Origin of the sequence: Streptomyces sp. NBC_00582 (assembly GCF_036345155.1) — a bacterium.
In the GTDB taxonomy this organism is placed as follows: Bacteria; Actinomycetota; Actinomycetes; order Streptomycetales; family Streptomycetaceae; genus Streptomyces.
The window spans coordinates 8,385,091-8,402,560 of the sequence record NZ_CP107772.1; the positions used below are offsets into that span (position 1 = coordinate 8,385,091).

At 73.6% G+C, this 17,470-nt stretch carries 15 protein-coding genes and 1 tRNA gene; 7 read left to right on the plus strand and 9 right to left on the minus strand.

Translation table 11 applies throughout. The features are described from left to right. The first annotated feature begins 31 nt into the window (after nucleotides 1-31). Both OG852_RS37935 and OG852_RS37940 read left to right on the plus strand, forming a co-directional pair. The gene (locus OG852_RS37935) at nucleotides 32-757 is read left to right on the plus strand and encodes a molybdopterin-dependent oxidoreductase (RefSeq protein ID WP_133913528.1); all 726 of its coding nucleotides are present in this window, start codon (nucleotides 32-34) and stop codon (nucleotides 755-757) included. Then, nucleotides 741-1,361 carry a cytochrome b/b6 domain-containing protein gene (locus OG852_RS37940; RefSeq protein ID WP_133913527.1) on the plus strand — a complete coding sequence of 207 codons (621 nt, stop codon included), beginning with the start codon at nucleotides 741-743 and terminating at the stop codon, nucleotides 1,359-1,361. Before OG852_RS37935 ends, OG852_RS37940 begins: the two co-directional genes overlap by 17 nt. Here the strand turns inward: OG852_RS37940 and OG852_RS37945 are convergent. Both OG852_RS37945 and OG852_RS37950 read right to left on the minus strand, forming a co-directional pair. Further along, entirely contained in the window at nucleotides 1,315-2,406 is a 1,092-nt protein-coding gene (locus OG852_RS37945) for a hypothetical protein (RefSeq protein WP_330350273.1), read from the minus strand. The genes OG852_RS37940 and OG852_RS37945 overlap by 47 nt on opposite strands. A gap of 113 nt (nucleotides 2,407-2,519) precedes the next feature. After that, on the minus strand, nucleotides 2,520-3,023 hold the full coding sequence (locus tag OG852_RS37950) for a gluconokinase (protein WP_330350274.1): 504 nt from the start codon (nucleotides 3,021-3,023) through the stop codon (nucleotides 2,520-2,522). 131 nt (nucleotides 3,024-3,154) lie between these two features. Here OG852_RS37950 and OG852_RS37955 point away from each other — a divergent pair, with 131 nt between their 5' ends. Next, nucleotides 3,155-3,856 carry a FadR/GntR family transcriptional regulator gene (locus OG852_RS37955; protein ID WP_133913524.1) on the plus strand — a complete coding sequence of 234 codons (702 nt, stop codon included), beginning with the start codon at nucleotides 3,155-3,157 and terminating at the stop codon, nucleotides 3,854-3,856. 10 nt (nucleotides 3,857-3,866) lie between these two features. Here the strand turns inward: OG852_RS37955 and OG852_RS37960 are convergent, their stop codons facing one another. From OG852_RS37960 to OG852_RS37975, 4 genes are all read right to left on the minus strand, one after another. Beyond that, nucleotides 3,867-4,244, minus strand: coding sequence for a YchJ family protein (locus OG852_RS37960; protein ID WP_133913523.1), 378 nt, complete (start codon nucleotides 4,242-4,244; stop codon nucleotides 3,867-3,869). A gap of 13 nt (nucleotides 4,245-4,257) precedes the next feature. After that, nucleotides 4,258-5,601 (minus strand): M1 family metallopeptidase, encoded by a 1,344-nt coding sequence (locus tag OG852_RS37965; protein WP_133913522.1) that lies wholly within the window; start codon nucleotides 5,599-5,601, stop codon nucleotides 4,258-4,260. A gap of 77 nt (nucleotides 5,602-5,678) precedes the next feature. Further along, on the minus strand, nucleotides 5,679-9,542 hold the full coding sequence (locus OG852_RS37970) for a Pls/PosA family non-ribosomal peptide synthetase (protein WP_330350275.1): 3,864 nt from the start codon (nucleotides 9,540-9,542) through the stop codon (nucleotides 5,679-5,681). Between the two features lie 294 nt (nucleotides 9,543-9,836). Further along, nucleotides 9,837-9,921, minus strand: a tRNA-Leu gene (locus OG852_RS37975). A gap of 182 nt (nucleotides 9,922-10,103) precedes the next feature. Between OG852_RS37975 and OG852_RS37980 the strand changes: the two genes are divergently transcribed. From OG852_RS37980 to OG852_RS37990, 3 genes are all read left to right on the plus strand, one after another. After that, nucleotides 10,104-11,444 (plus strand): M20/M25/M40 family metallo-hydrolase, encoded by a 1,341-nt coding sequence (locus tag OG852_RS37980; RefSeq protein ID WP_443064602.1) that lies wholly within the window; start codon nucleotides 10,104-10,106, stop codon nucleotides 11,442-11,444. Between the two features lie 130 nt (nucleotides 11,445-11,574). Next, nucleotides 11,575-11,808, plus strand: coding sequence for a chaplin ChpH (gene chpH / locus OG852_RS37985; protein WP_133913519.1), 234 nt, complete (start codon nucleotides 11,575-11,577; stop codon nucleotides 11,806-11,808). A gap of 190 nt (nucleotides 11,809-11,998) precedes the next feature. Next, nucleotides 11,999-12,901: a chaplin gene (locus tag OG852_RS37990; protein ID WP_133913518.1), complete on the plus strand. Its 903-nt coding sequence runs from the start codon at nucleotides 11,999-12,001 to the stop codon at nucleotides 12,899-12,901. 66 nt (nucleotides 12,902-12,967) lie between these two features. On the opposite strand, the gene OG852_RS37995 is transcribed toward OG852_RS37990, so the two are convergent. Continuing rightward, nucleotides 12,968-13,156 carry a DUF5703 family protein gene (locus tag OG852_RS37995; protein ID WP_030381515.1) on the minus strand — a complete coding sequence of 63 codons (189 nt, stop codon included), beginning with the start codon at nucleotides 13,154-13,156 and terminating at the stop codon, nucleotides 12,968-12,970. 47 nt (nucleotides 13,157-13,203) lie between these two features. Here OG852_RS37995 and OG852_RS38000 point away from each other — a divergent pair, with 47 nt between their 5' ends. After that, complete coding sequence (locus tag OG852_RS38000; RefSeq protein ID WP_133913517.1) at nucleotides 13,204-13,944, plus strand: hypothetical protein; 741 nt, start codon at nucleotides 13,204-13,206, stop codon at nucleotides 13,942-13,944. Between the two features lie 97 nt (nucleotides 13,945-14,041). Here the strand turns inward: OG852_RS38000 and OG852_RS38005 are convergent, their stop codons facing one another. Next, complete coding sequence (locus OG852_RS38005; protein WP_330350276.1) at nucleotides 14,042-16,270, minus strand: helix-hairpin-helix domain-containing protein; 2,229 nt, start codon at nucleotides 16,268-16,270, stop codon at nucleotides 14,042-14,044. After that, complete coding sequence (locus OG852_RS38010) at nucleotides 16,267-17,253, minus strand: aldo/keto reductase (RefSeq protein WP_133913515.1); 987 nt, start codon at nucleotides 17,251-17,253, stop codon at nucleotides 16,267-16,269. Before OG852_RS38010 ends, OG852_RS38005 begins: the two co-directional genes overlap by 4 nt. Nucleotides 17,254-17,470 lie beyond the last annotated feature (217 nt).

Below are 17,470 nucleotides of genomic sequence, written 5' to 3' on the forward strand. Positions count from 1 at the left end.
CCGCCCCGCCCTCGGGTGTTCGAATGGATACGTGAACCCCGAACCACCCGAGGAACGCGGCACCCCCGTCGGCCGCCGTGTCTTCCTCGGCACCCTCGCCCTCGGCGCCCTTGGGGTCGTCGCCGCGCCGCCGCTCCAGCGCGGCCTGGAGGCCTTCCTCGGCACCGCCGCCGACAAGGACCCGACCGGCCTGACCGGACTGCTGCCCAACGGCGGCGGCTTCCGCTACTACTCCGTGGCCGCCTCGGTCCCGCACAAGAACGCCTCGAACTACCGCCTCACCGTCGACGGCCTCGTCGACCGCCCCGCCACCTACACCCTCGACCAGCTCAGGGCCATGCCGCAGACCCGCATGGTCAAGGACGTCCAGTGCGTCACCGGCTGGCGGGTGCCCGACACCCCCTTCGAGGGCGTACGGCTCTCCACCCTGCTGGACGCCGCAGGAGTGCGGTCCAAGGCCGGCGCGATCCGCTTCACCTGCTTCGACGGCACCTACACCGAGAGCCTCACCCTCGCCCAGGCCCGCCGCGCCGACGTCCTGGTCGCCCTGCGCATGCAGGACAAGGACATCGGCCACGACCACGGCGGCCCCGTCCGCCTCTACGTGGCGCCCATGTACTTCTACAAGTCCGCCAAATGGCTCTCCGGCATCACCGTCACCGAGGACGTGAAGCCCGGCTACTGGGAGGACCGGGGCTACGACGTCGACGCCTGGGTCGGCAAGTCGAACGGGCGGGACGATGAGCCTACGAGCTGAGGCACCGCCCATGACCAGGATCCCCCGCTTCACCCGCGCGGTCCGGTGGGTCCACCGCACCACCGCCCTGCTCATGGGCGTGTGCGTGCTGACGGCCGCCTTCCTCTACGTCCCCGAGCTCGCGGCGCTCGTCGGCCGCCGTGAGCTGGTGGTCCGCGTCCACGAGATCGCGGGCGTCCTGCTCCCGGTGCCCGTGCTCGCGGGCCTCGCCTCCCGCGCGTTCCGCGCCGACCTCGGTCACCTCAACCGCTTCGGTCCGCACGACCGCCGCTGGCTGCGGGCCGCCCTGCGCCGGGACAAGCGGCGGGAGTCCCGTCCGGCGGCCAAGTTCAACGCCGGGCAGAAGATCTACGCGGCCTGGATCGCCGGGGCGACGCTGGTGATGCTCGGCACCGGCCTGATGATGTGGTTCACCCATCTCACCCCGATCATGTGGCGCACCAGCGCGACCTTCGTCCACGACTGGCTCGCCCTCACCATCGGTGTCGTCCTCGCCGGCCACATCGGCATGGCCCTCGGCGACCCGGAGGCCCGCCACGGCATGCGCACCGGCTCGGTCAGCCGGGAGTGGGCCGAGCGGGAACACCCGCTCTGGCGGCGCTGAGCGGAGCGTCGGACGCGCCGGGGGTCTGCGCCGGTCCGCTCACCTCCGGGCCCGGCACCCGGAACGCGTCCACCCTCACCGCCTCCGTCGTCGCGTACCGCACGTCGACGGTCACCCCGACGGACCCCTGTGCGACGCCCGGGCCCAGGTTCGGGACCACGGCCGCCAGCACCAGCCGGTCCCCGGACCGCGCGAGGGCGCGCAGCGGCCCGGCCGCCGGCACCCCGCCCACCAGCACCGACCCCTCCCGCAGCAGCTCCGCGGGGTCGAAGCAGGTGCCGCGCAGCTCGATCCGGAGCGGATCGCCGGGCCGTGCCTCGCCGTCCGCGCCCACGTCGACCGAGGTGATCGTGTACACGCAGGCCGGCGTGGCGGTGGCCGGGCGCTCGGTGAGCCGGGCGGTGGCCGAGGGCCGGGCCCGGTGGAAGGCGAGCAGACCGGACAGCACCCGCCGGGCCGCCCGTCCCTTGCAGGTGTCCGGCCGCCCCGTGAGCGCCGACCGGTCGCGCTCCGCCGCCGCCCAGCTCCCGCCCTCGCGTCCCTGGACGGCGAGACAGGCGTGGGCGAGCCCCCGCAGGATCTTCCAGTCGTCGCCGGTGGAGGCGCGGGGGACGAGGCCGAGGGCGTCCCGGCACCGGTCGGGCGAGCGGAGCAGGTCGTACACGCTGTCCGGGTCGGGCCGGTGATCGGCGTCGGGCGAGGCGGGGCCGGGCGGCAACCAGTCGGGAGCGGCGGGCGCCGTCGTCGTGGGAGCGCTCGGTGACGGCGTACGGGAGACCTCCCGGGCGGGCGGGGCTCCGCCGCCCGCCTCCGTGCCGCCGGCCCCCAGCGCGCTGGGCCCGGGCGACGGCGACGCGGACGGGGTCTTCGCGACGGGCCCGCCGGACATCGCCCCGGCCGAGCCCTCGGCCGTCCCGCCGGACACGTCGGTCCTCGCGCCGCCCCGCGGCGGGGAGCCGCCCGGGTCCGTCACGGCGGCGGTCGCCACGGCCACCGCCCCCACGAACAGCAGCGCCGACACACGCGTCCCCAGCGATACGGCCATGACGTCCCCCCAGTCGTCGCCCCCGGCTCATCATGGGCCGCCCGCACCGCCCGGCGGAACCCCCGCAGGACGAGTGAGAGCGGCGGCACCCGCCCACCCGGGACGGGCGCGGCCTACCGGGCGGCGAGCGCCCGCACGGCCCGTTCGGTGATCTCCTCGGGTGTGCCGGAGACGTCGACGACGACCCCCGCCTCGTCGGGCTGGAGCGGCTGGAGCGTGGCGAACTGCGAGTCCAGCAGCGCGGTCGGCATGAAGTGGCCCTGCCGGTGCCCCATCCGGTCCGCGATCAGCGCGCGGTCGCCCGCGAGATGCACGAACACCAGTCCCGGAGCCGTGGCCCGCAGCCGGTCCCGGTAGGACCGCTTCAGCGCCGAGCAGCTCACCACCCCGCCCCGTCCGGCCCGCCCGTGCGCCCAGGTGCCGATGGCGTCCAGCCACGGCCACCGGTCCGCGTCCTCGAGCGGGACACCGGCCGACATCTTGGCGATGTTGGCCCGCGGGTGGAAGTCGTCGCCCTCGGCGTACGGCACACCCAGCCGGGCGGCGAGCAGACGACCGATCGTGGTCTTGCCCGTGCCGGTGACGCCCATCACCGCGACGACCTGGGGGGTGCGCATCTCTGCCTCGCTGTCTTCGGACGACACCTGATGTCGAGGACACTGAAACCGATGAGGTACGACGAACTCAAGCGCATACGACAAATAAGTCTGACTTTATGACCGGGTGAGCCTCCCCGTACGCTGAGTGCATGACCACTCCGGGCCGGGGTCTGCACGGCCATGTACTGGACACCCTCGGCCCCGCCATCACGGCCGGCGAGTACCCGCCGGGGAGTGTGCTGCGCACCGACGAACTGGCCCAGCGCTTCGACGTCTCCCGGTCGGTGATGCGCGAGGCGGTCCGGGTCCTGGAGTCCATGCACCTGGTCGAGTCCCGCCGCCGCGTGGGCGTCACGGTCCGCCCCAAGGCCGAGTGGAACGTCTACGACCCGCAGGTCATCCGCTGGCGGCTGGCCGGCGCCGACCGCCCGCACCAACTGCGCTCCCTCACCGTCCTGCGCTCGGCGGTCGAACCGGTCGCGGCGGGCCTCGCGGCACGCCACGCCACGGCCGCACAGTGCGCCGAGCTCACCGCGTGCGCGCTCGGCATGGTCGCCCACTCGCGCGGCCACCGGCTGGAGGGCTACCTCCTGCACGACATCGCCTTCCACCGCGTGATCCTCACCGCGTCAGGCAACGAGATGTTCGCCCGCCTCGGCGACGTCGTGGCCGAGGTCCTGACCGGCCGCACCCATCACGAGGTCATGTTCGAGGACCCCGACCCGGCCGCGGTCACCCTCCACGTCCACCTGGCCGAGGCCGTCCGCGAGGGCGACGCCCCCCGCGCCGAACAACTCACCCGGGAGATCACCGCGGGCGCCCTCCAGGAACTCGACGTCCTGGCCCCCTGACCCGGGCCCCCTACGCCTCGGGGAACTCCCCGTCCACGTACACCCAGGCCCCCTCCACCCGCTCGAACCGGCTCACCTCGTGCAGCGAGCCGCCCCGGAAGGACGCCCGGAACTCCACCTCCCCGGTCCGGTGGAAGGCGGACCCGTCCCGCGTCGCGAGGATCTCCAGTCCCGTCCACCGCACACCGGGATCCAGGTCGAGCCGCGCCGGCCGGGTCCGCGGGTGCCAGGTCCGGGTCAGATACGCCCCGTCACCGACGACGAAGGCGCTGTAGCGCGAACGCATCAACGCCTCGGCGGTCGGCGCGGCGGCGGTACCGCGGTGAAAGCGGCCGCAGCAGACGTCGTAGGCCTGCGGCAGCCCGCACGGGCAGGAACGCGTGGTCATGGCCCCCATTCTGCTAGGCCGTCGCGCGGGTCTCGGCCAGGGGCAGCGGCGGCAGCGCCGGTCGGTACAGCCATGCCTCGAACAGTTCGTCCAGCGGCTCCGCGGAGAAGCGGGCCGCGTGGGCCGTGAACATCGACGTCGTCACCGCGCCGCCCCGGTGCAGACCGAGCCAGCCGCGCAGCATCCGGAAGAACGCGTCGTCACCGAGGGCGCACCGCAGCGCGTGCACGGCGAGCCCGCCGCGCTGGTACAGCCGGTCGTCGAACATCGACTTGCGGCCCGGGTCGGCGAGCTTCAGGTCCTGCGGCCGCGAGGACAGCACCCGGTGCGCGGCGGCGGCGAGTTGCTGAGCGCTCCGGCCGCCCGACCGTTCCGACCACAGCCATTCCGCGTACTTCGCGAAGCCCTCGTTGAGCCAGATGTGCCGCCAGTCGGCGATGGACACGCTGTTGCCGAACCACTGGTGGGCGAGCTCGTGCGCGACCAGACGCTCCGAACCCCGCGCCCCGTCCACGTGGTTGACGCCGAACAGGGACAACCCCTGCGCCTCCACGGGCACATCGAGCTCCTCGTCGGCCACGACCACCGCGTACTCGCCGAACGGGTAGGGCCCGAAGAGGCGTTGGAACAGGTCCATCATCCCGGGCTGGCGCGCGAAGTCCCGCGAGAACTGCGGCAGCAGATGCGCCGGTATGTGCCCGTGCATCGGCACCCCGCCCAGCCCCGGATCGCCCAGCAGCACCGTCTGGTACTTGCCGATCGACAGCCCGACCAGATAGCTCGACGTCGGCGCCGACTGCTCGTACACCCAGGTCGTCGTGGACGCCTTGGTCGTCCGGGTCAGCAGCCGCCCGCCCGCCACCACCGCGTACGCCGACGGCGTCGTGACCGAGATCAGATACGACGCCTTGTCCGCCGGGCGGTCGTTGCACGGGTACCACGAGGGCGCCCCGACCGGCTGGCTCGCCACCAGCGCGCCGTCCGTCAGCTCCTCCCAGCCGATCCCGCCCCAGGCGCTCGACACCGGCTTGGGATTGCCCGACCACTGCACCTCGACGGTGAAGGCGGCACCCGCGCGCAGCGACTTCGCGGGCCGGATGCGCAGCTTGCCGCCGCGGTGCGTGTAGTGCGGCTGCCGGCCGTCCACCCGCACCCGTCCGATCCTGAAGTCGGCCAGATTCAGCTGGAATTCGTTCAGCGGCGCACGGCCCGCGATCGCGTTGATCCGGGCCGTGCCCGACAGCCGGTTCGGGCCGGGACGGTAGTCCAGCGTGAGTTCGTAGCGATGCACCCGGTAACGGGGATCGCCGTTGTCCGGGAAATACGGGTCCGAACCCACTGCCTGCTGCACTGCCACTTCCGCGTCCGCTCCCTGCGCCGTACTCGAAGAACCACCGACCGGTGCGCCGCCCGCAGTCACCGAGTGGCCCGCGTTCAGGGACGCCATGCCTCGATCGGGTTGCCGAGCCAGCGGGTGTCGTCCGGGACGGACTCCGCGGCCATGACGAGCGACGCGGGACCCAGGGTCGTACGGGCCCCGACCGTGCTGCCGGGCAGCACGATCCCGCCAGGGCCCAGTGTGGCGCCCTCACGGAGGACCACAGTATCCGTCCGCAAGATCCGGTCGTGGAAGAGGTGAGTCTGCAGCACGCACCCGCGGCCCACCGTGGCTCCTTCCTCCAGTGTCACCAGATCCGCCTCCGGCAGCCAGTAGCTCTCCACCCACACACCCCGGCCGATCCGCGCCCCGAGCCCCCGCAGCCACGCCGTCATCACCGGCGTACCCGGCACCGCGCCCGCCAGCCACGGCACGGCCACCACCTCGACGAACGTGTCCGCCAGCTCGTTGCGCCACACGAAGGAGCTCCACAGCGGATGCTCCCCGCTGCGGTGCCGCCCCACCAGCAGCCACTTCGCCACCACCGACAGCAGACAGGCCGCCGCCCCCGCGCCGAGCAGCACCAGCCCGCCCAGCAGCGGCGCCCACACCCCGAGGGCGCACAGCGCGGCCACCGTCAGCACGGCCAGCGCCGCCGAGCAGAACACCGGCACGATCCGGCACAGCTCCACCAGACCGCGCGCCCACAGCAGCCGCGCCGGCGGATCGTACGTACGGCTCTGGTCGCCGTCCGCGGTGTTGCGCGGCAGCTTCACCGGCGGCAGACCCAGATACGAGCTGCCCTTCTTCGCCTTCTTCGGCGTCGCCGACAGCACCCCGACCAGACCGCCGTCCGGAACGCTCCGCCCCGGCGCGGTCATCCCGGAGTTACCGAGGAACGCCCGCCGCCCGATCTCCGCGCGCCCGATCCTCACCCAGCCGCCGCCCAGCTCGTACGGCGCGGTCAACGTGTCGTCGGCCAGGAACGCGCCCTCGCCGACCGTCGTCAGACTCGGCAGCGCCAGCACCGTCGACACCTCGGCGCCCCGCCCGATCCGCATCCCGAGCAGCCGCAGCCACAGCGGCGTGACCAGCCCCGCGTACAGCGGGAACAGCGTCTCGCGCGAGCGGTCCATCAGCTGGGTCACCGTCCAGGCCTGCCAGCCCACCCGGCCGTGCGTCGGATGCGTGCCCTCACGCAGCCCCAGGCTCAGCAGCCGTACCGCGACCAGGAGCAGCAGCGCGTACGCCAGCCCGTAGGCGAGCGTCGCCGGGACCAGGGCGAGCACCGCCCCGCGCAGCGCCCCGGCCAGGTCCGCGCCCGGTGTGACGAACACCCGGGCCACGGCGAGAGCGGCCACGGCCGCCGCCACCGGCAGCAGATTCAGCGCGACGCCCGTCACGCCGTACATCACCCGCCAGTACGTGCCGCGCTGCGGCCGCTCCTTCGGCCAGTTCCGCTTGGCCTTGCCGAGCTTGACCGCGGGCGCGCCCGCCCAGCGCTGACCGGTCGGGATCTGCCCCGTGACCGCCGAACCCGGCGCCACCTCGGCCCGCTTGCCGACCCGGGCACCCGGGAAGAGCATCCCGCGCGTGCCGACGACGGCGTGCGCCCCCACCTTGACCGCGCCGATCTCCAGCCGGTCGCCGTCCAGCCAGTACCCGGACAGATCCACCTCGGACTCCACGGCCGCGCCCCGCCCGAGCCTGAGCAGACCGGTCACCGGGGGCAGCGAGTGCAGATCGACGTCGGGACCGATCCTGGCGCCCAGCGCCCGGGCGTACCGCTCCAGCCAGGACCCGGTCAGCGTGGTCGCCCCGCTGAACTCGGCCAGCCGCTCGGCCGCCCACAGCCGTACGTGCACCGACCCGCCGCGCGGATACCGGCCGGGCGTCACGCCCCGCAGCAGCAACCGCGCCCCACCCGCCGCGACCGCGATCCGCCCCGGCGGACTGAAGAAGAGCAGCGCTCCGGCGGCCACCAGCCACCAGGACGCGGTCGGCAGCCAGCCGTACCCGGGCAGCACATTGCCCAGCGCGGCCAAAACGACCGTCCAGCGCAGCCCGAGCAGCGTGAACAGCGGAAGGAGCAGCAGGAGCTGCACGAACTGCGTCTTCTTCGGGACCGGCGCGACCGTACGGCTGCCGCCGTCGTCGTGCGCCGACTCCTCCAGCCGCCGGGCCAGCTTGCGCAGCACCGGCTGCTGATAGACGTCCAGGACGGCCGCGGCGGGGTAGCGGGTGCGCAGCCGGGTGGTGAGCTGGGCGGCGGCGAGGCTGCCGCCGCCGATCGCGAAGAAGTCGTCGGAGGCGCTCGTCACCGGCATGCCGAGGACCTCGGCCCACTGCTCGGCGAGCCACGCCTCAATGCCGTACAGATCCTCGCCGGCCGGCACCTCGACGCTGTCGAGCGGCCAGGGCAGAGCGTTGCGGTCCACCTTGCCGGACGTGCGGGTCGGCAGGTCCTCGACCGGCGCGAGCAGCGGCACCAGCGCGGCCGGCAGCGCGGCCCGCAGCCGCTCCACGGCCCCGGCCCGGTCCCAGCCGTCCTGCGTGACGACGTACCCGACGAGCAGCTGGCTGCCGCCGCGCGCGGTCCGCACGGCCGCCGCCGCGCCCGCGACGCCCGGCAGCGCCTGGAGCGCGGCGTCCACCTCGCCCAGCTCGATGCGCCGGCCGCCGAGCTTGATCTGCTCGTCGGCGCGCCCGAGGAAGACCAGCCCTTCGGGCTCGGCCTTGACCAGGTCACCGCTGCGGTACGCCCGTTCCCAGCCCAGCGAGGGAAGCGGCGCGTACTTCTCCGCGTCCTTCTCGGCGTCGAGGTAGCGCGCGAGGCCGACCCCGCCGATCACGAGCTGGCCGCTCTCGCCCATCGGCACGGGCTCGCCGGCCTCGTCCACCACCGCCAGCTCCCAGCCGCGCAGCGGCAGCCCGATCCGGACCGGCTCCTCGCCCGACATCAGCGAGGCGCAGGCCACCACGGTGGCCTCGGTCGGCCCGTACGTGTTCCAGACCTCGCGGCCCTCGGTCACCAGCCGCTGCACCAGCTCGGGCGGGCAGGCCTCACCGCCGAAGATCAGCAGGCGGACGTCGTTGAGGGTCTCGGGCTCCCAGAGCGCGGCCAGCGTCGGCACGGTGGAGACCACGGTGATCTCCTGCTCCACCAGCCACGGCCCGAGGTCGGCCCCGCTCCTGACCTGCGAGCGCGGCACCGGCACCAGACAGGCGCCGTACCGCCAGGCGAGCCACATCTCCTCGCAGGAGGCGTCGAAGGCCACGGACAGGCCCGCCATCACCCGGTCACCGGGCCCGATGGGCTCGTCGGTGAGGAACAGCGCGGCCTCGGCGTCCACGAAGGCGGCGGCGCTGCGATGGCTGACGGCGACGCCCTTGGGCTTCCCGGTGGAGCCGGAGGTGAAGATGATCCACGCGTCGTGTGCGACGGTCGGCCGGGCGGCCGGCGCCTCGGAGGCGCCATGAGCGGTGATCTCGTGCCCGGCGCCGACCACGGCCCGCACGTCAGCCTCCCCGAACACCAGCTCGGCCCGCTCGTCGGGGTCCTCGGCGTCGACGGGGACATAGGCGGCGCCGACCGCGAGCACGGCAAGGATCGCCACGTAGAGGTCGTTGGTACCGGAGGGCACCCGCACCCCCACCCGGTCCCCGAGCCCGACCCCGGCGGCGGCGAGCCCGCGGCGCAGCCGCTCCACCTCCACGGCGAGCGCACGGTACGTCAGGGAGGTGGAGCCGTCGTCCAGGGCCGGCTCGTCCGGGAACGAGCGCACGGTCGCCTCGAAGACGTCGACGAGCGTGCGGGGGGAAGCGGCGGGCCCGCCGGAGAAGCGAGCCCTGTCACCGAGTTGTACGCGGATTTCTTCGTCGAGCAGGCCGAGAGCACTGCTCTCGTGTATGGCTGCCATCGGTCCTCGCGTCTCGATCCCGGAAGCCTCCGGGGCGCCGGCGGGCCCGCAGGTCTGCCTGGGGTTGTCCGGGCCGGCTCCGTAACAAGCCGGAAATTTTAGTACGACGCTAGGCTCGCCCCCTTCTGTCAGCCATCCGGGAACGCCGTTCGGGGGATGCCGGACGACGGTGCGACGACCCGGTGACCGGCGGTGACCTGTGCGATCTTCGCTCGCGGGGGAGCCGGCGAGAGATCGGCCACACACAACGAGCGAGGGCCCCGACCTGTGGTCGAGACCCTCGCTCTTCTCAAGTGTCCGAGGGGGGACTTGAACCCCCACGCCCGATAAAGGGCACTAGCACCTCAAGCTAGCGCGTCTGCCATTCCGCCACCCGGACAAGGTGTCTGTCGCGCGGGGTTTCCCTCGCGGCGACGTCGTAAACACTACCAGGCTTTCGAGGGTGCCCGATCACCCCAGGTCGGCCGGGTGGCACGGCCCGCGTGAACGCGGTGTGACGGGCCGGGACCGGTCTTGGGCGGGGGCGGCACGGAGAGGGAGGATGTGGAGGACCCACCAGCAGTGCCAGCGGGAGGAAGCAGCGTGAGCGACACGGCCAGGAACGTCACCGGCGAGGACGAGGTCGTGGACCTCTGCCGCGACCTCATCCGGATCGACACCAGCAACTACGGCGACCACTCGGGTCCCGGCGAGCGCAAGGCGGCCGAATGGGTCGCCGAGAAGCTCGCCGAGGTCGGGCTCGAACCGCGGATCTTCGAGTCGCACCCGGGACGCGCCTCCACCGTGGCCCGCATCGAGGGCGAGGACCCGTCCCGGCCCGCGCTGCTCATCCACGGCCACACCGACGTCGTCCCGGCCAACGCGGTCGACTGGACGCACCACCCCTTCTCCGGGGAGATCGCCGACGGATGCGTGTGGGGCCGCGGCGCGGTCGACATGAAGGACATGGACGCGATGACCCTCGCGGTCGTGCGCGACCGGATGCGCTCCGGGCGCAGGCCGCCGCGGGACATCGTCCTCGCGTTCCTCGCCGACGAGGAGGCCGGCGGCCTGTACGGCGCCCGCCACCTCGTCGACCACCACCGCGAGCTCTTCGACGGCGTCACCGAGGCGATCAGCGAGGTCGGCGGCTTCTCGTTCACCGTGAGCGAGGAGCGGCGGCTCTATCTGATCCAGACGGCCGAGAAGGGCATGCACTGGATGAAGCTGACCGTCGCCGGCACCGCCGGGCACGGTTCGATGATCCACAAGGACAACGCGATCACCGAGCTGTCCGAGGCGGTCGCCCGGCTCGGCCGCCACACCTTCCCGGTCCGGGTCACCAAGACCACCCGCGCCTTCCTCGACGAGCTCGGCGACGCCCTCGGCACCGAGCTGGACCCCGAGGACATGCAGTCCACGCTCGCCCGGCTCGGCGGTATCGCCAAGCTGATCGGCGCGACCCTCAGCAACACCGCCAACCCGACCCAGCTCGGCGCCGGGTACAAGGTCAACGTGATCCCGGGCGAGGCGACCGCGCACGTCGACGGCCGCTTCCTGCCGGGGCACGAGGAGGAGTTCCTCGCCGACCTCGACCGCCTCCTCGGCCCGCACGTACGGCGCGAGGACGTCCACTCCGACAAGGCCCTGGAGACCTCCTTCGACGGGGCGCTCGTCGAGGCCATGCAGGCGGCGCTGCTCGCCGAGGACCCGACCGCCAAGGCGGTCCCCTACATGCTCTCCGGCGGCACCGACGCCAAGTCCTTCGACGACCTCGGTATCCGCGGCTTCGGCTTCGCCCCGCTGAAGCTGCCCCCGGAGCTCGACTTCGCCGGCATGTTCCACGGGGTCGACGAGCGGGTGCCGGTGGACGGGCTGAAGTTCGGCGTGCGCGTGCTCGACCGGTTCATCGACGCGTCCTGAATTCGTGCGCCCGTGCGGAGGCTCCTGAGAAGAGTGAATGCGCCGATAAGCGCGTAGCCTCATTAATTCCCCTTCGTTACAGGTACTGCGATCCACTGATGCGGATCGCTTTTGCCAACAAGGAGGAATAATGATCAAGAAGGTCGTCGCTGCTGCGGCTGCCACTGGTGGGCTGGTTCTCGCGGGCGCGGGCCTGGCCGTCGCCGACGCCGGTGCCCAGGGTGCCGCCGTGCACTCCCCGGGTGTCGTGTCCGGCAACGTGATCCAGGTTCCGGTGCACGTCCCGGTGAACGTCTGCGGCAACACGATCTCGGTGATCGGGCTGCTGAACCCCGCCTTCGGCAACGTCTGCATCAACAAGTGACGTCGACCCGCTGAGGGGTCGTCCACACCGTCGGCCCCGGAGCGCGCGCCATGCGCTCCGGGGCCGACCGGTCTTTTCCGAAGGAATGGCCGAAGAATTCGAACGGCCCGAATCTCCCCGACGTGCTTCCCGGTAACTGGAATGATGGGGGAATTCGTGTCGAGGACGAGATCGAAAGCAGGAAACAGCAATGCGACAGGTCACCCGCAAAAGCCTCATGACCGTGGCGGCGGCCACGGGGGTGATCGCCGCCGCCGGCGGCTACGCGCACGCCGACTCGGGAGCGAACGGCTACGCCGCCGACTCGCCCGGCGTCGCGTCCGGCAACACGGTGCAGGTGCCGGTGAACGTGCCGGTCAACGTGTGCGGCAACACCATCGACCTCGTCGGGCTTCTCAACCCGACGTTCGGCAACTCCTGTGCCAACAAGGGCGGCGGCCACCGCGCGCCGGGCGGCTACGGCTCCGGCCACGGTTCCGGTCATGGCTCCGGCTATGGCTCCGGCTATGGCTCCGGCTCCGGTTACGGCTCCGGTCACGGTGACAACGACCAGGGTTACGGCGGCGGTCATCACGGTGGCTCCGGCGCGCACACGGGCTCCGGGGGCGCGCAGGCGGGCGGTCACACCGGGGGCTCGCCCGGCGTCGGGTCCGGCAACCACGTCCAGGCCCCGGTCGACGTCCCCGTGAACGTGTGCGGCAACAGCGTCGACGTCATCGGGATCCTCAACCCGACGTTCGGCAACGACTGCGGCAACGGCGGCGGCTACGGAGACGGTCACGACCACGGCACGCCGCCGAGCCGCGGCCACGAGACGCCGGGCAGGCCGGGACACCAGACGCCGGGCAAGCCGGTCGGCCACGGATCCACCCCCTCCGGGCCCGAGGCCGTGCCGTCCACCCCGGGCCGCGGGACCCCGGCCCACTCCGTGACCGCCCACCAGCCCACCGGCAGCAGCACGGGCACGGTCGCCGACGGCGCCCAGCTCGCGGAGACCGGCAGCGAGCTCCCGCTCGGCCTCGCCCTGCCGGCCGGCGCGGGCGCGCTGCTCGCGGGCGCGCTGATCTACCGCAAGGCACGCGCCTGCGCGTGACACCCCGGGCGGCGAAACGGAGCGGGCCCCGCCTCGGCGGGGCCCGCTCCGTCTGTGCCGCTCACTTCACCATGTGGCCCGCGCCTGGCGGATGATCCGCCGGCGCAACCGCACCCTGCGGCTGCCGTCACGCATCAGGCTGAGGCGGTGCAACTCCCAGTGTCCGTACTCGGCATGGTCGGTCAGCAGACGCGTCGCCTCCTTGCGGGAGACCCCGCGCGGTACGTACACGTCGACAAATTCGTATTCCGGCATCGCATCTATTGTGCGGGCTGGGGCCTCGTACGGATAGCGTCTGCACTATGTCTGATGCTGCGCAGCCCACCGCTGCCGAGGTACGCGCCGCCGCCGAGGCGGTCAAGACCGCGCTCGACCGCCATCTGGCCGCGGTCGAACGCAGGACGGGGGAGGACGACCCGGCCGTCTACGAGGCGTTCAACGAGCTGGCCGCGGCCGCCGAGGCGTACGACGAACTGCTCTACGACCGCTACGACGAGGTCACACCCTTCGAGATCCCCGGCGCGGACGACTCCCTGCCGCCCTACACCGGACCCGAGGAGCCGAACGCGCTGAGCGTGCTGATCCGCCGGGACTACGCCGTCGCGGAGCCGCAGCGGCTGCTCGCCCAGGCCCAGCGGATCGAGGCGGCGGACGACGAGGGCACGGAGGGCTCGGGCACCGTGCACGGGGCCCTGGGCATCCTGTTCGGCGAGTTCGAACCGGACGAGATCGCCTCCCGGCACAAGGAGTTCGGCCTGGAGGAGGGCGACTCCACGCTGTGGGTGCTGGCAGCCGACGAACCGGCCGAACCGGGCGAGTGGCTGGAGGCGCCGTTCGAGCAGGCCGATCCGCAGCGGGTGGTCTGCCGGTTCGACGTCAGCGCGGTCTTCGACGACCTGGACGACGAGGACGACGAGGACGACGGGGTGGACGGCGGTCTCGCGGCCGACCTGGACGAGCTCGACGACCTCGAGGACGTCGACGACGTCGAGGGCGAGGACCTGGACGGGGATCTCGAGCCGCTGGACGCCGAGCGGCGCTAGCCGGTCGCCGTCCGCGGGCAGCGCGACGGCATACGGGCGGCGGCCGGGAGGGGGAAACCCCGCCCGGCCGCCGCCCGTGTTCTCGCCCCCGGACCGCTCAGCCCGCCGCCGGGACCTGGGTGCGCAGCAGGACCGGCAGCCGGGTCGTCCGCGGCTTCGACGAGACCTCGGCGACGGCCCGCGCCAGCCCCTGCTCGACCCCGTGCACCACCGACAGATGCCGCTCGGCCCGCCCGAACGCCGAGTACACCCACGGCCGGGACAGGGCCTGTGCGGCGTCGCCGGGCAGCACCACGACGGCGGCGGGCCACCGGAACCCCACCGCCTGGTGCGCGGTCAGCGCCCAGCCGTGCCGCACGGACTGCTCCACCCGATCCCTCGGTACGACGACGGAGGCACCCGCGCAGGACAGATGCAGCCCGTCCGCGTCGGCCTTCTCCACCCGGCCCAGCCGGGTCCGCCCCGGCGCGGGGGAGTGGGCGACCAGATCGCCCGGGTCGAAGCCGCCGAAGCGGCCCGGCCCCGGGTTGAGACGCTCCTTCAGCGCGGCGTTGAGCGCGCGGGTGCCGGCCGCGCCGCCGTGGCCCGGGGTGATCACCACCGTCCGGCCGGGGTCGACGCCGAAGGCCCGCGGCACCGAGTCCAGCACGAGCTGCAGGGTCCGGTGCACACACTCGGCCGCGTCCCGCACCGGCACGATCACCAGCTCCTTGCCGGGTGCCTCGACCTGGTTGAGCTCGCCGATGCCGATTCCGGAGAGCAGCTCGCCCAGCGGGCCGGGGTCGGGGACGCGCGAGGCGATCTGCGGGCACACCTTGGCCGCGAGCAGGTCGGCGAAGACCCGGCCCGGGCCGGCCGACCACAGATCCGCCGGGTCACCGCTCAGCACCAGCCGGGCGCCGTCCGGCAGCGACTCCACCAGCATCGCGGCGCTCTCCACGTCGAGGCGCGGCGCGTCGAGCACGATGAGCAGGTCCAGGGCGAGTGCTCCGTCGGCGTCCCGGCCGGGGCCCTCGGTGCCCGAGAGCAGCCCGTCGACGGTGACGACGGTGTCCTCCTCACCCGCGAGGGCGGCGAGGCGGTGCCGCCCGTCCGGGGTGTGACAGGCCGCGACCGCGCGCAGGCCCAGGGAACGGGCGGCGCTGAGCAGCGCGGCCGGTTCGGCGCGGGCGGCCTCGCCGCCGGTGTGCAGCACCAGGCCGTGCCCGGCGACGGCCCGGATCAGCTCGGCCGCGCCTCGGGAGGCCGAGTCGGCGGCCGACTCCCAGTCCGTCCGCGCGGCGCCGTCCTTGGACAGGGAGTTCACGATCCGGGCCAGGCCGTCGGCGAGGCTCTCCTCCGCGAGCGCGTACCGCTCCAGTCCGACGAGGACACGGACCGGACGCGCGTCCTCACCGTCTCCGTCGCCGCCACCGTCCTCCTCGGAGTCCTCCGGGCCCTCGGCGTCACGGGCCGCCCCGGTGGCCGGGGCAAAGGCCCCCGGCTCCTCCAGGGCGTCCTGGAAGGCGAGCGCCTCGCCCTCGGCCAGCGCGCCCTGCACGGCCGCGTCGGCGTCGGGCACGGACTGCCGGCCGAGGGCCGCCGTCAGGGTGGGCAGGTCCAGGGCCGTGTGACCGGCCAGGGCCGCCTGCTCCAGGAGCCAGACCGTCAGTGCGCGGCCCCGGCGTTCGTCGTCCGGGGCGCACTCCGCTCCGAGCAGCGTCCGGGCGAAGCCGTCGGCCTGTTCGGGCCGTACACCGGGGACCCGCAGCAACTGCCAGGGGTCCTCGCGCAGCAGGTCCTCGGCACTCTCGCCGAGGGCGCCGGCGACCTGGGGCGCGAGTGTTCCGGGGGCGCCGCCGTCGGCCAGCACGCGCCCCACGGCCGTCACGGTCTCCTGGGCGGGGGGCGGGGGAGCGGCCGCGGCCTCGGCGGCCACCGGCTGGGGGCGCCGTACCGGTTCCGGGGCGGCGGGGCGGCGTGGGGGTTCCGGTTCGCTGAAGACGGTGGTGGGCGGTGTGGCCCCGCCCTCCACGGCCCGGACCGCCGCGAGCAGGTCGGCGGCCCTGCCGCTCAGCTTGGCCCCGCTGTCGACGGGGCCCGCCTTCTCGGCCTTGCGCCGCTCGATCCGCTCCCGCTCCAGCTTCTGCGCGGCGAGCTCGGCCTGGGCCTCGGAGACCTGTGCGGCGGCCTCGCCCCCGGCGTCCTCGGCGGCCGGTGCCGCCGGGGTCTCCTCGGCCGCGCCCCCGCCGCCTTCCTCGACCGTGTCCCGGGCGCCGGCGTCGCCGTCCGGTGTCTCCGGCCCGGTGTTCTCGGTGTCTTCCGAGGAATCCGGTTCCGTGCTCACAGCGTGCTCCAGTCGTGATCGGGATAGCGGTGCACGGGCGCCGACACATCGTCGAGAGCCCGGCAGATCTCGTCAGGAAGAGTAAGGGCCTCCACTGACAACGCCGCTGTGAGCTGCTGCGCGGTGCGCGCGCCGACCACCGGGGCGGCCACGCCGGGCCGGTCGCGGACCCAGGCGAGGGCGACCTGCAGCGGGGTCACCGCGAGTCCGTCCGCCGCGGTCGTCACGGCGTCGACGATGCGGCTCGCGGTGTCGTCGAGGTAGGGCTCGACGAACGGCGCGAAGTGGTCGGAGGCGGCGCGGGAGTCGGGTGGCAGGGCGTCGCCCCGGTACTTGCCGGTGAGCACGCCGCGGCCGAGCGGAGAGGAGGGCAGCAGGCCGATCCCGAGATCGAGCGCGGCGGGCAGCACCTCGCGCTCCACGCCCCGCTGGAGCAGCGAGTACTCCATCTGGGTGCTGGCCAGCCGGGTGCGGGTGCCCGGCGCGGCGAGCTGCCAGGTGGCGGCCTTGGCGAGCTGCCAGCCGCAGAAGTTGGAGACGCCGGCGTAGCGGGCGCGGCCGCTCGCGACAGCGATGTCGAGGGCCTGGAGCGTCTCCTCCAGCGGGGTGTCCGGGTCGAAGGCGTGCACGTGCCAGACGTCGACGTGGTCCGTGCCGAGGCGGGCGAGCGAGGCGTCGAGGGCGGCCAGCAGATGGCCCCGGGAGCCGTCGAAGCGGCGGTCGGGGTCGGGGACGCTGCCGGCCTTGGTGGAGATGATCAGGTCCCGGCGCGGGACGAGCCCGTCCATGAGCCGTCCCAGCAGGTACTCGGCCTCGCCGTCGCCGTACACGTCCGCCGTGTCGACGAGGGTGCCGCCCGCTTCCCAGAACGTCTTCAAGAGGTCCGCGGCGTCGTGCTCGTCGGTGTCACGCCCCCAGGTCAGGGTGCCGAGCCCGATGCGGGACACACGCAGGCCGGTGCGGCCGAGATGCCTCTGCTCCATGAACGCCGAGATTACTGGCCAGAACTGGGCCGTGGGTTGCCTGTGGACAACGGAATCTCCGCGCGTCACCCCCGGACCCCACCGCGCTGCCCCGCAGGCCACACCCACCGCCCTCCCCGACACCCCCGCCGTCCCGCGACCCTCGCCACACCGCCCTCCCCGCCCCCCGCCACCCGCGCTAAGGTCGGCATGACAGCGTCGTTACTGATCAGTAAGG